Raw genomic sequence first — 12,458 nt, forward strand, 5'->3', positions numbered from 1 at the left:
GTGTATAAGAGACAGATCTTTGGGCGCTCGGGCTGCTGCCCTTCGCGCGGCCGCAAGACTTGAGCCTGATCCTGCAGGACATCGACATCATCACGCCCTCGACCGAGAGCACGTCGATCTTGAGCGACGCCGCGTTGATCAACGTCAAGAAGACCCGCGCCATGGCCGCCTGGGCCGAGCGACGGGGATTTACGACGGCTATCCATGAACGGCTGTTCGACGCGTCATTCCGGCGCCGGGATGATGAGCCCGCCGTCGCCTTGTGCGGGCTCGACAACGGCGTCGGCCGCCAGGCGCTGGATCAAGTTGGATTCGATTTCGTTGTGGAAGCTGGGCTGGGCCGGGGACATCGCGACTTTCGTGCGATCCGGCTGCACACCCTGCCGGCCTCGCGCCCGGCGTCGCAGATCTGGCGCGGTGCGCAGGCCGATGATCAGGTCGAAGACCGGCCCGCGTACAAGGGCATGCTCACGAGCGGTGCGCTCGATCGCTGCGGCGTCACCTTGCTCGCCGGTAAGGCCGTCGGCGCGCCGTTTGTCGGCGCCGCCGCCGCTACGCTAGCGTTGAGCGAAGTGCTACGCCTGCTGCATGGCGGCGCCGTTCACGAGCTCATCGATGTCGATCTCAAGATGCCGGAATATCGAGACGCGGTTATCACGCAGAAGAATTTCAATACGCTCAATCCTGGCTTTGTGCCAGTTTAGTCATCCCTTACGCGAATAGCGCCTTATTGGATCTTACCAAGATCTGCTCAGTGACCCTTCAGTTGCAAGCAATCGAGCACAAGAAATGTTTGTTTCCGAACGCCTAGCAAAATTTAGATCATGCTTTCCAGCACCTCCGACCTTGGCTTTGCCAGAAGAAAATGAAGGACGAAGCCCCGAGCGCTGGTTCAAAGACATCGACCCGCGCCAACTAACTATGAAAGTTGGGCCCCTGCGGCCGACAACAAACCGCCCCGAACTTCTAGCTATGGCGGCAGATCGTAGCGTTGGAACGCTTGAACTATGCATTAGCATACTTGCCTGGGGCGGTATGCATGGCAAAAATCGCGATCTTCTGTTCGAGCGACCCTTAGAGCCATGGATCGACGTTGCCAATCGGATTCGTGATGACGAGCTTAGTCGATCTGAATCATATGACGCGTTCTCCGCACTGAGATCTAGTGGCAAAGCTGCAATTGTGGGGATGGGGCCCGCGTACTTTACCAAACTAATCTACTTCTTAGCTCCCGCCGCCTCTTCCCGTGTCGCCAAAGGTTACATTATGGACCAGTGGCTTGGCTGCGCCATCAACCTTCTTACCGGCCGCCAGGTCGTTAAGCTCGATCAACATCTCACGTGGAAGCTCAAGAAAGGCAACGCGGTGCAACGCGCCGATTCATTCGTCAGCAACCTAAATACCGGCCAAGACTACGAGGCATTTTGCCAACTCGTTGAAGCACTGAGCGCCGAGTTGGGGACAGCTTGGACACCGGAATTGACTGAGCGCGCTCTAATTTCAGAAGGAGGACGGCCACCTCACCCATGGCGGACGCACGTCGTGGAACAAAGGCTCGCGACAAAGTCAATTTGGTAACGGTTAGCGCTCTTAAATGTCGCCCAATAGTAGAACTGATAAGCAAACTCTCAAAAGCTTATCAGTCGCCGACTGCGACCGCCACCGGGAGCGGTCGAGCGGGGACAACCGAACGGCGTGTCAAATGCCCGCCAAGGCCGTCAAGGAATGGCGAAAGCAGGCTGTTGTGGCCGTTGGTCTTCTCGGTCGGCGCATAGAGGAATAAGCGGTCGCGGGCGTGGATAGGCCCACGTAGAAAAGGCATTGCTCCTCGGCCTGACCGGCACGGAATGCGTCGATCGCGCTGCCTTCGGCGCCAGCGATCATACCGTCAGGCGCTGGACAGGGCGGCGCCGGCGCGCACGCCGTCGACTTCGCGTGCCACCGGCAAAGTCAGCGTTGCCGAACCGCGTCATGTTGAAGGAAGAGGCGCCGCGGAATCGGTAGATCGACTGTTCGGCGTGCGCGCCCTTCGACGACCTTGTCCTGCTCTGTGCTCATTATATGAAGTGGCCCATGATCAGGCTTCCGCTTCACTCAGACTTCGTACAGGCATTGTTGTATCTCCTCGACGACGTACAGATTCGCCCGTAGTTGTATTCAACTTCGGCTTTCAGCACGGTCGTGTTTTGCTCGGCAGCCGCAATGATCGTGACGAAAGTGATGCCGCACATTTGCATCAGCACGGCGTCGATGAGTTTGCGGACCCCCTTTGGGCTTCCAGCATAGAGTGTAGCCATGTCTGCGAGATGCAAATGGAGGTCCTCGTTGGATTTGAGGTCCTCGATGAAGAGGTCGCTCAGCTTCAGCCCGTAGTCGTCGTCGTAGTACTTATTGGTAATGTCCGTTGTCATGGTTATGTGTTTTTCCTCTGCTGTCGTCGTGCTTCTAAATAAACCTTGCGCGCGGCGTAGCTTCTTTACTTTGACGCCGGCGCGCCTACGGTTCTCTTTTTTGCTTACTTTAGACTGCCTTGTTTTCACGGAAGACCTCTTGGTTTGATTTTAGGTGGCGATTACGACCACGAGGCCAATTTACAAGATCAACTACAGGTCACTGATTGCATTAACCGCCAAAGGCATCGCTGCCATTGGCCAAGCCATCCACCGACAACTGATAATAAAATTCTGATTTCCTTATCAGTCGCCGTTTTCCTTGTCAGTCGCCGTCATGGCCCCGAATTCAATGTTGCATAAGCTTACGTCTTCGCCATTTTCCGCAACTTGCGCCGCCTCCTCTCGCGCGATCATCTAAGATCATCGGCGACAGCGCAGCCAGAACCGATCCGGTGACCCGGAGACCCCGGCCGCGGCGCGCCGGTCGCACCAGCTCTGTTCAGATCACGACGCTCGCCTTGTCCGTGGTTTGCCGGAGGTCGCACGGACAACGAACAGCTTCTCAGCCGACCGCGGGATGAATTGGCTACGCCGCGTGAACAAATCGACGACGCTAGAGTTTTGCCGCCACGAAAAGACGCGCTGCGGCACCATCAACGATAGGCGGTTCTTTGCCCTCGTCATCGCGACATATAGGAGACGCCGTTCTTCTTCGACCTCTGCTGGCGTCTTAGCTTTCGACGAAGGGATGCAACCATCCACTGCGTTCAAGATGTAAACGTGGTCCCATTCCTGGCCTTTGGCAGAGTGAATCGTCGAGAGGACTAGGCAATCATCATCCGACCGGCCCGGCTTGTTCGCGCCGACGGCACCTTCTGGCGGCTCGAGGGTAACTTCCACAAGAAATTGCTCGCGCGAGCTATAAGTGTTGGCGACAATGCAGAGCTGGCCAAGGTCTGCCGCACGAAGCTCGGGATTGTCGTGCTTCATCAGCGGCAAATACCATTTCACCACCTCAGGCAGGCTGGCCTTCCAGGGCCGTTTCTGCAGACGCTTTATCAGCCGAACGAATTGCCCCCAATGATCACCGCAGCCACGGGGCCGGTCGGCATCTCTGAGCACCAGCCGCCCCGTTCGGCCTTCTAGCCGCTCTATCACCTTCATGGCCGCGCTCGGGCCGATGCCCGGCAGCAGCTTCAAGGCTCTCATAGCGGCCACCTCGTCACACGGATTTTCTAGCCAACGTAACAGGCTGAGCACGTCCTTGATGTGCGCTGCTTCAAGAAACTTGACGCCGCCCCATTTCTCGAACGGTATGTTGCGTTTCGTCAGCTCGATTTCGAGCTTCTGGCTGTGGTGAGACGACCGCATCAAGACAGCTTGGGCACGAAATGGAATGCCCTCCTCCTTTGCACAAAGAATCTCGTTGGCGATATAAGTGGCTTGTGCTGTGTCGTTCTCGACAACGGCGAGTCTTGGCTTGCCCAAATTCGGCCGGTCGGACCAGAGATTCTTGGCATATGCACGTGTCGAAAGGTTGATGACGGCATTGCATGCCTTGAGGATCTGGTTTGTCGAACGGTAGTTCTGTTCGAGGTTGATAACCCTGACCTTCGGCAGCACCTGAGGAAAATCTAGAATGTTCTCGATTGTGGCCGCCCTGAACGAATAGATCGCTTGGGCATCGTCGCCGACAACGGTGACGCCTCGGCCATCAGGTTTGAGGCCGAAAAGAATCTTGGCCTGAAGCCGGTTAGTATCTTGGTATTCGTCCACCAGCACGTGGCTGAAACGAGTTCGTAACTGGTCGGCTATGTCGGGCTGGTTCAGCATCTTCACCCAGTAAACCAGCAGGTCGTCGTAATCGAAGACGTTTTGCTTGCGCTTTGCTGCCCGGTACTCAGCGAAAAGTTGCCGAAGCTGCCTGGTCCACTTCTTGCTCGTCGGATACTTCGTTTTCAAGACCTCCTTCAGGGGCATGCAGGCATTGATTTTGTACGAGTAGATTTCGAGGCATTGGTTCTTGTCTGGAAAATGTGCGTCTAGGGTCGAGAAACCAAGCTTGTGTCTAACCATGTCGAGCAGGTCGGCGCTGTCGCCTCTGTCCTTGATCGTGAAATTAGGGGACAAGCCCAATTGCTCCGCAAATTCTCGGACGAGCCGCGCGCCGACAGCGTGGAATGTGCCTGAGTACGGGATCTCACCGACATTCGTGCCTAGGACACGGCCAGCCGTGGCAATCGCGCGGCGGGTCATTTCCTGCGCCGCCTTCCGCGTGAACGTGAGCAACAGGATGTTGTCAGGGCTCACTCCGCTTGCCAGAAAATGAACAACCCGGTTCGACAATGTCTCTGTTTTTCCAGTTCCTGCTCCGGCGATGATCAGCAGCGGCCGACCAGGCTTTGCGCGGTCGGATTTGTATCCATGCACGACAGCAGCGCGCTGCGTTTTGTTCATATGTTTCAGATGGTCGAGAGTCATGATCTTTCCTTCGCGAGATATTCGACTGCCGACCCTTTACAGGTTCGTTTTCTCGCGAAGCTTGATAGGCGGGTGAAGAAAACCGGCCCAACGTGCGACACCTTTCGACCACGAGTTCAGTGACGCCGCCCAACTAGCTATGGATGCGGGTGCGAGACCTGGACAAGTCTGGTTTCGACACACGCAAGGCAACGCAACGAGCAGGCTGCTGAGCAAGCCTCAGAGCAAGCAGGCATCAGCGCACGTCGAGGTCCAGGATCTGGCGGGTCGCACGCAGCGTCAGCCGCGTATCGATGCAAAGTTTCTGTTGCGTGCTAAGCCAAATGTTCTATATTCGTTCTCAGAAACTGGTTTGAGTGAAATGCCTGGCAAGCAAGCCAAGACTCTTTCGACTGACCATATCGACGATCTGTTGTTTTTCGCCGAGCGCTCTCGACATCCACTCCGCAACCGTTTGATCGTTCTGCTCTCAGTCAAGGCTGGCCTTCGCGCGGCCGAGATTGCAAAGTTGAGCTGGGGCATGGTCCTAGATCCAAGCGGCGCGGTCGGCGGCACGCTAGCGCTACAAGATCAGATTGCAAAGAAGCGCAGCGGGCGAACGATTCCGATTCATGCGGATCTTCGACAGGCGCTGGTCAAGGCGCGGCAACTTTGCAATGGGCACGGTCCCGTAGTCCGGTCCGAGCGCGGCGGCGCATTGACGCCAATGACCATCGTGGTCTGGTTTAACCGCGCCTACAAGCAGCTCGGGTTCGAAGGATGCTCATCGCACTCCGGCCGTCGAACCTTCATTACCCGGGCGGCGCGAGCAGTTCATAAGGCAGGCGGCTCGCTACGGGACGTTCAACTGCTGGCGGGGCACCGGTCAATTCAGACCACGCAGCGCTACATTGATGGCGATAGCGACACCCAACGCAAATTGATCGCAATGATATAGTCGAAGGGGCTCTCACTGCGAACGTTGAGAAAGTCGTGCATCAAGATGTCAAACTCCATCGAAAGACACTCTGATCGGTTCGTCCGTGCGGAAGGCTTGATCCGGACCGTCTGTACAGTTGCCGGATCAATGTCGTTTCTCGATGAGATCGACGAGGAGTTCGGGCGGGCAGGCTTAGACCGAGCCGTAGCGCTCGGTGACACGGGTCCAATCGTAGACTGGCTTCTGACGATATTCAGCTTTCAGGGGATCTCCGACCGCGTCGCGCGTGACTACATTGAGAAACACGGGACGGCTTCCTGGTCCGATATCAATGCAAGCTTTAGGAGACGGCCCTCTTGTCCTAAGCTCCGCAGCTACTGGCATTTCGACTGCTGCCGATACGACAAAACAAGCGTTACTTGTTCAGAGCCAGATCACATCGATGCTTGCCCGCTGCCCCGCCCTCACCTCCGTAACGGTCGCTTGAACCAAACGGCCTGGAGCCTTTTCCTGTTCGTCCGCGACCTCACCGACCGCGACCTCGTCGGCTGGATCGACCGCCAACTGGAAACTGCGAAAGCCGCGCCTGGCACCACGATAGACGCCGCGCGTCAGGAGGCTTTGGTCGGCCCCCTTCGACACGTCTACGGCGTGTCGGACAAAATCCTAATGATGACGCTTTCAACGCTGCTGATTGGTGCGCGCAAGCAGCGACCAATTTGGTTCGAGACCGGCAAAGCGATGATAGCCGTGGACACGCTGGTCCATAATTTTTTACATCGCACGGGAATTCTTGGGACCTGCGGCACCCCTCACACCTATGGTGCGGCCTGCTATGCGCCTGGGGGCTGCGCCGAAATCATACGGACCGTCGCTGATCGCATCGACGCGCGCTCCCTAAACGCTGTTTTTCCGAAATCATTCACGAGGTTCGTACAGAACGCCATTTGGCGCTTTTGCGCAGGCGACGGTTTGAACCTGTGCAATGGCAACCGGATTGACGACCGGCAGGCCTGCGAGATCGGCTATTGCTACCTGTACCAAAAATGCAGCCGAGAGCCGCTAAATGGTCGAAAAACAACAGCAAAATCAAATATTTATAGTCATAAATAGACAAAAAATACTGTTTTATCTGATCATCAACTCAGCTATACTTAGCATGCAAAGTCTTAGAATGACTTTGTACTCTTTTGACACTTGGAGATACTTCCATGATTACTTGCTTCGGAGAATGCAGGGGCTCGCCACCGCTAGGCTCAATTCACATCGCTAGACCTGCAGATCACGGGGCCCTTTCGGGCCCCGTCTGCTTTTAAGGAGGACAAACATGGGAAAACCGAACGAAAAGAAGCCGACCGTTGCTCCGGACAACCTGTACGTCTTCGGCATCGACGATGAGGGCAAGCCGCGCGGCGCGCGCTTTGCGGAATTCAACGACAAGGTCGTGAGTGCTGCGGGCAATATGAGGCTCAAGTCCGTTCATTCGGCGTCGGCAGCCTTCAGTGGCATCGCAACGAAACTGCCAGTCGGGAGGCTGTACGCCAGCGGCAAAGCGTTCGTGCCACCGATCCGGCGAGACCTCGTCGATAAGCTAAATGCCGTCCTGGCGACCCCGGGTGACGGAAGTCAGACTCAAGAGCCGAACCCTACGTCAGCACCAACCGACGGGCCGACGGGCTCCTCCGACGAGCCGAAGGTTCGCGTCGCTGGGCTGCCAAAGACCTGGGACAGCGTTGACGTGGGTTCCGTCGTACTGGCGATGGACGGCCCCGAAGATGGCTGGTGGGAGTGCGTTGTTCTGAAGCGCGAGGACGCTGTCCTAACCTTGCGCCTGCGCGACTACCCCAAGCAAGGCACCTATATCCGGCACCTGACGCAAGTGGCCCTCATCAATCCCGGCGCAGAGTGAACTACTGCAACTAACCTTGAAGCTCGGACCACGGCCCGAGCTCCTACCGCTCTGACATCGCCTGGCAGCAAACGACACAAGCCCAGGCCCACCCCATCAAACAAAACACACCGGAGAAATAACCATGTCCATGCAAACGGACGCGGAGAAAACGCGTGCGCTTAACGATGAGCTGCGGCAACACCTACTTGGCGGCGGGGCGGTCATGACCGCCGGCATCGCCGAACTAGGACCCGATGCGGTTAAGCGCTTGGTTCAAACCATCGCGGTATTCGACGACTTTTGCCACGCAAACGATCCTCACGAGGAGCACGACTTCGGCGTCTTTGATTTCGACGGCATCTCCGTGATGTTCAAGATCGATTACTTCGACAAGTCCCTCAAGTTCCATTCGCCGAATCCCGCAGATCCCACCGTGACGGAGCGGGTAATCACGATCATGCGGGCGGACGAATACTAACTCGCCGATCAATCAATCATTCTTTTGAACAGGAACCGAAATGACCGAAGAATTCAGTGCGCCACCTCCGCTTCCGGGCGTAGAGGAGACAAACAAGCACGACTTGATCCAATGGTACTATGTTGTGAATGGAGCCCGGCAGGGCCCAACGACGGCTGCAGCCATCAAGGCAATGCTGGACAATCGGGAGATCGAGACGGACACCCAGGTCTGGCGAAAGAGCATGCCCGAATGGAAGAGCCTGCGGGAGAGCGACCTCGCCGAACTCGTCGCAGCGCAGCCCCCTGCGATTTCGTCCCAACATATTGGAAGCGGCTACGTATGGACGCTGGCGTTGCTGCCCCTTGTATTCGGGGTGATCGAAGCGGCCATTAGCGCGAGCAACCAGGAAGCGGCCGTCCGCTCCTTGGCCTTGGGGTTTCCATATCACCCGAGCAAGGGACTGCCGTATCAGATACCTGTTCTCATCAATGCCTGTCTCGGCTGGCTCGATGATCGCAGGTTGAAGCAGGCAGGCTATGGTACTCGACTAACTCGGGTTGCTGCCGTCCTGCTTACGCCGGTCTACCTATTCCTAAGAGCGAAGCGCTTGAAGCAGCGGCCGTACTACGCGGTCGCCTGGATCATCAGCATGATCGTCGGCTTCCTAATCTACGCATCTGTGGAAGGTTAGCGGATTTGCCGGGGTCGGGCTGCAATAGCCCGGCCCTCCCTTCGACTATCCGCGGCTGCTATCTCACCAAGCGGTCAGTCCACCCTGTACAATCGCGATCTGCGGTCCGAGGTCGTCCGTAGACAGCGTATGGATCCAGATGATCATCCAATCCTTTGAGAGCACCAATGGGTCAGAAAACAGAACCGTCGGGGGCAGATCAAGTCTACGTCCTCGGTTTTGACGATGATGGAAATCCACGCGGCGCTCGCTTCACCATCCTGAAGGATAGCATCGTCTCCGCGGCAATGGACATGAATTGCCGCGTCTTGATCAACCAGCCTCCCGCTGTGTCCTCGCTTGGAATGAAGTTGCCGGTGGGGCTCGTGCGCGGCACTGGCAAGCTGGTGACGCTCTTCATCCCAAACATCAGTCGCGAACTCTACAATGCGATCATGGATGCCTTGCGGAGAGCCACTGAGCAACAAGACTCTCGGGTCGAGCAGGCCACATCGCGTACTATCCACTGATCGTCCCGCCGATCCAGTTTTCGGCCATCACACGCCTAAACCGCGACTTGACGGCCGGTTCGGCAAAAAAAACGCCGTAGCAGACAAAACACCTCCGATTCCTGCGCCAAAGATCGCCTGAGGCGACTCTAATTTCTTGAAGAGATCGCCTCAAAATTAATCGGAGAAATCACCATGCCCTCAATGCAATCGCGGCCTCGACGCGCGTCTCGTTTATCGCCCGAACTGGCGGTTGATATCCGTCCGGCAAAGAAAGCCGCAGCACGACTGAGAAAGCACGTCGGTCGCTTCGAACTGTACGTCGTTCTGGAGGCAATCTACAGCGTCTATGCCGATTGGAAGGGCCGCAAGATCGCGAACCGGTCGGCCCGAAAGTTAACCGACGAACTCAACATAGCTCGGCGCAAAGGCATGAGCCCGATCCGTGCCCTGATCGAAGCGGTAAAACCCGATGCCGACTTTAAGCAAAAGAGCAGGTGGGTGCGCGCCTTGGAGTACGTTTACGCGGAGGATGTTCCGACCAAGCGATTTCAGCAATTCGTTGGGCGTAACGGAGGATTGGCTGGGTGCGCCCGACTATCCGTGCAGGTGAAGAGGAAGCGGCGACGGCCACGCCGTGACTGCCCAGAGGGAGATTGGACCGATTGAGAATATCCCGACTTGGCTTTGTTCACGGATTCGCAAAAAGACGCCGATCACAAGATGACCGGCGTCTTGAACGTATGCTCGATTCCTGCCGGAATGCAGCGAAACGCGTCTTAGAGTTGACACACCTTGGCAAGTTTAAGCATCACTTTGGTGGAAGTGCAGCAGTGCTCCTGAACCTCAAGCTGATCGGTATCATCGCCGAACAGCCGGTGCTCCGCTAAGCCAATTCTGCACAAGGCGTCACAGACCATCATCTGGCGGTCCGGATCTTCAATGCCTTCCGAACCGAGAAGCGTACGCAAAGTTTCGTCGAACTCGATGGACCACTTGAATTTCCTGCCGTCGCTGGCCTTGGACACGACGACGGAAGAGGCATTTCTGATCGCGTTGCTCATATCATTTCTCCTCGGAGAATCGCGGCAGCGTCATGCAGCCGCCGATCTCATGGAGGATTTACAAGTTTCGAGACCGCCCCTCGGTCGACCGCTTCTTCCGCAAATCATCGCCTAAAGCGACCGGCCGATATCCGGATTGTCGCCTTGAGAAATCGGAGATATCCGTTGAGAAGATTGAGGGAATGCAAATACCTTGTCGTCAGGTTGGACAAACGCGAGATAGTTGGCGGCGACTAAGGATGCGCCTCAGCGTGCCTACCGCCTGCGCCTTCGCGGCGGACGGTCAGACTCTCTCAGAAAGCGAAGTCCCTCGATGGCACGTGCGTTTTCATCCCCGTCAGTGAACCTCCTCCGAATTGATGGACACCTGTAGTAGGCTCGAAGAGCCAGGAGGTGTCGGATGGAAGGACGTCAACGTCGGTCGTTTACGGATGACTACAAGCGGCAAGCGGTTGATCTCGTAGCGTCGAGCGGGCGCTCGATCGGATCTGTTGCCAGGGAGCTCGGCCTGCGCGATTCCGTGCTGCGGCGATGGGTGGAGCAGCGAGGGGCCCGGCTGGAGCCGACGGCGGCGACGCGGCGCCCCACAACGCAGGCGACGCTGCCGTCGGCGGACCACGCGGCGGAGATCGCGCGTTTGCAGTGGGAGAACGAGCGGCTGCGCATGGAGCGCGATATCTTAAAAAAGTCCATTGCGATCTTTGCTGGAGTTCCGAAATGAGATTTCGCTTCATCGAAGATCGCCGCGCCGACTACCCGGTGACAATCATGTGCGGCGTGCTCGGTGTCTCGCCGGCCGGCTATTATGCCTGGCGCTCGCGCCCGGAGAGCCAGCGATCCGCCGCCAATCGTGAGCTCGTCGACGACATCAGGCGGGTTCACCGCGACACCAATGGCCGCTATGGCAGCCCGCGCGTCCATGCCGAGTTGAGGGCTCAGGGCCGCGGGGCCAGCCGCGGTCGCATCGAGCGATTGATGCGCCGCCATGGCATCAGGGCCATCATGGCGAAGCCACGCCGGGTGCGGACCACCGACAGCCGTCACGATTTCCCGATCGCCCCGAATCTTCTCGAGCGCAACTTCGTCGCCGCGGCGCCGAACCAGATCTGGCTCGCCGACATCACCTACGTCGAGACCGATCAGGGCTGGCTCTATCTGGCCACGCTGATGGATCTCTACAGCCGCAAAATCGTCGGCTGGGCGATGGCGGATCATTTGCGCGCCGAACTGCCAATGGCGGCCCTAGCGATGGCCATGCGACACAGCGGCCTGGCGCCGGCTTGATCCACCATTCAGATCGTGGCGTTCAATATGCTTCGGCGGAGTATCGCAAGATGATGCAGTCCGCCGGTTTTCGGGCCTCGATGAGCCGCAAGGCCGATTGCTATGATAACGCGCCGATGGAGAGTTTCTTCCACACGCTCAAAACAGAACTCGTCAATCACCAGCGTTATGAAACACGTGAGGAAGCCAGACGTGATATCTTTGCTTACATCGAGGGCTTCTACAATCGAAAGCGTCGTCACTCCGCCATCGGCTATATCAGCCCGATCGAGATGGAGCTAAAAGCAGCTTAACCCTGTCCATTTTTTCGGGGGAAGATCACAGTATCCCTGAGGTGCTCTTCCAGCCGTTCTCGGACATCAGCTTCCGCCTCGGGGGAAAGGGTGACCATCAGGGTATAGCTTGCATGATCCGGTCTATGGCTTGTTGCATGACGGTCTCCTTCAGGATCTGCAACTTAGGAACAACTGCATAGTTCCTAAGTTGGAACGGCACTGTGGAGGCGCAAATGCAAGTTTCCCGCTGCCCGACCCGCGACCAGAGAATGATACCAACCCTGTCCAAGGATGGCAGGACAAACCTTACATGCATGTGGTGCGAAAAGCCCGATCCAATGAGCACAGAGTTGGCCAAATGGACTGACAGTCCGTTCGCTGAGGCCACCATCTACGAGCGTACCCCTTGAACGAAACTCGCCCGTAGTCGGTCCACCGTACGCACACGTCGAAGGCCGCCTGATTGACGCATGCGCGCGGGCACGGCGAGGTCTATGATGGCGTTGGGTGAA

Annotated in this window: 12 protein-coding genes and 1 pseudogene; 10 read left to right on the forward strand and 3 right to left on the reverse strand. The window is 57.2% G+C overall.

Annotated features, from left to right (window positions below; all coding sequences use genetic code 11):
* Positions 1-134 precede the first annotated feature (134 nt).
* Positions 135-704 (forward strand): hypothetical protein, encoded by a 570-nt coding sequence (locus Q2941_RS47955; RefSeq protein ID WP_458197012.1) that lies wholly within the window; start codon positions 135-137, stop codon positions 702-704.
* A gap of 85 nt (positions 705-789) precedes the next feature.
* The gene (locus tag Q2941_RS47960; RefSeq protein WP_458197014.1) at positions 790-1,578 is read left to right on the forward strand and encodes an 8-oxoguanine DNA glycosylase OGG fold protein; all 789 of its coding nucleotides are present in this window, start codon (positions 790-792) and stop codon (positions 1,576-1,578) included.
* A 512-nt stretch (positions 1,579-2,090) separates the two neighbouring features.
* Here Q2941_RS47960 and Q2941_RS47965 read toward each other — a convergent pair.
* Together Q2941_RS47965 and Q2941_RS47970 are read right to left on the reverse strand one after the other, a co-directional pair.
* Entirely contained in the window at positions 2,091-2,540 is a 450-nt protein-coding gene (locus Q2941_RS47965; protein ID WP_458197015.1) for a hypothetical protein, read from the reverse strand.
* Positions 2,541-2,897: 357 nt separating this feature from the next.
* On the reverse strand, positions 2,898-4,874 hold the full coding sequence (locus Q2941_RS47970; RefSeq protein WP_458197016.1) for an ATP-dependent helicase: 1,977 nt from the start codon (positions 4,872-4,874) through the stop codon (positions 2,898-2,900).
* 139 nt (positions 4,875-5,013) lie between these two features.
* Here Q2941_RS47970 and Q2941_RS47975 point away from each other — a divergent pair, with 139 nt between their 5' ends.
* The 7 genes from Q2941_RS47975 (at position 5,014) to Q2941_RS48005 (ending at position 9,992) form a co-directional block, all read left to right on the forward strand.
* Positions 5,014-5,811: a tyrosine-type recombinase/integrase gene (locus tag Q2941_RS47975; RefSeq protein WP_458197017.1), complete on the forward strand. Its 798-nt coding sequence runs from the start codon at positions 5,014-5,016 to the stop codon at positions 5,809-5,811.
* A gap of 465 nt (positions 5,812-6,276) precedes the next feature.
* Positions 6,277-6,906 carry a hypothetical protein gene (locus tag Q2941_RS47980; protein WP_458197018.1) on the forward strand — a complete coding sequence of 210 codons (630 nt, stop codon included), beginning with the start codon at positions 6,277-6,279 and terminating at the stop codon, positions 6,904-6,906.
* Between the two features lie 214 nt (positions 6,907-7,120).
* Positions 7,121-7,702 carry a hypothetical protein gene (locus Q2941_RS47985; protein WP_458197019.1) on the forward strand — a complete coding sequence of 194 codons (582 nt, stop codon included), beginning with the start codon at positions 7,121-7,123 and terminating at the stop codon, positions 7,700-7,702.
* A 124-nt stretch (positions 7,703-7,826) separates the two neighbouring features.
* Positions 7,827-8,162 (forward strand): DUF3768 domain-containing protein, encoded by a 336-nt coding sequence (locus tag Q2941_RS47990; RefSeq protein ID WP_458197020.1) that lies wholly within the window; start codon positions 7,827-7,829, stop codon positions 8,160-8,162.
* A gap of 40 nt (positions 8,163-8,202) precedes the next feature.
* Entirely contained in the window at positions 8,203-8,835 is a 633-nt protein-coding gene (locus tag Q2941_RS47995) for a DUF4339 domain-containing protein (protein WP_458197021.1), read from the forward strand.
* 167 nt (positions 8,836-9,002) lie between these two features.
* Positions 9,003-9,344, forward strand: a complete 342-nt coding sequence (locus Q2941_RS48000; protein WP_458197022.1) for a hypothetical protein — start codon at positions 9,003-9,005, stop codon at positions 9,342-9,344.
* A gap of 174 nt (positions 9,345-9,518) precedes the next feature.
* Positions 9,519-9,992, forward strand: coding sequence for a hypothetical protein (locus Q2941_RS48005; RefSeq protein WP_458197023.1), 474 nt, complete (start codon positions 9,519-9,521; stop codon positions 9,990-9,992).
* Positions 9,993-10,102: 110 nt separating this feature from the next.
* Here the strand turns inward: Q2941_RS48005 and Q2941_RS48010 are convergent, their stop codons facing one another.
* Entirely contained in the window at positions 10,103-10,387 is a 285-nt protein-coding gene (locus Q2941_RS48010) for a hypothetical protein (protein WP_458197024.1), read from the reverse strand.
* 400 nt (positions 10,388-10,787) lie between these two features.
* On the opposite strand from Q2941_RS48010, the pseudogene Q2941_RS48015 reads away from it, so the two are divergent.
* Positions 10,788-11,964 (forward strand): annotated as a pseudogene (locus Q2941_RS48015) (IS3 family transposase).
* Positions 11,965-12,458: the final 494 nt, after the last annotated feature.

Source organism: Bradyrhizobium sp. UFLA05-153 (genome assembly GCF_054185185.1).

Excerpts from the sequence above, each read along its gene's own strand:
- Q2941_RS47970 (WP_458197016.1), bottom strand. The coding sequence starts at position 4,874 with ATGACTCTCGACCATCTGAAACATATGAACAAAACGCAGCGCGCTGCT.
- Q2941_RS47960 (WP_458197014.1), top strand. The coding sequence starts at position 790 with ATGTTTGTTTCCGAACGCCTAGCAAAATTTAGATCATGCTTTCCAGCA.
- Q2941_RS48010 (WP_458197024.1), bottom strand. The coding sequence starts at position 10,387 with ATGAGCAACGCGATCAGAAATGCCTCTTCCGTCGTCGTGTCCAAGGCC.
- Q2941_RS47995 (WP_458197021.1), top strand. The coding sequence starts at position 8,203 with ATGACCGAAGAATTCAGTGCGCCACCTCCGCTTCCGGGCGTAGAGGAG.
- Q2941_RS47985 (WP_458197019.1), top strand. The coding sequence starts at position 7,121 with ATGGGAAAACCGAACGAAAAGAAGCCGACCGTTGCTCCGGACAACCTG.
- Q2941_RS47990 (WP_458197020.1), top strand. The coding sequence starts at position 7,827 with ATGTCCATGCAAACGGACGCGGAGAAAACGCGTGCGCTTAACGATGAG.
- Q2941_RS48005 (WP_458197023.1), top strand. The coding sequence starts at position 9,519 with ATGCCCTCAATGCAATCGCGGCCTCGACGCGCGTCTCGTTTATCGCCC.
- Q2941_RS48000 (WP_458197022.1), top strand. The coding sequence starts at position 9,003 with ATGGGTCAGAAAACAGAACCGTCGGGGGCAGATCAAGTCTACGTCCTC.
- Q2941_RS47975 (WP_458197017.1), top strand. The coding sequence starts at position 5,014 with ATGGATGCGGGTGCGAGACCTGGACAAGTCTGGTTTCGACACACGCAA.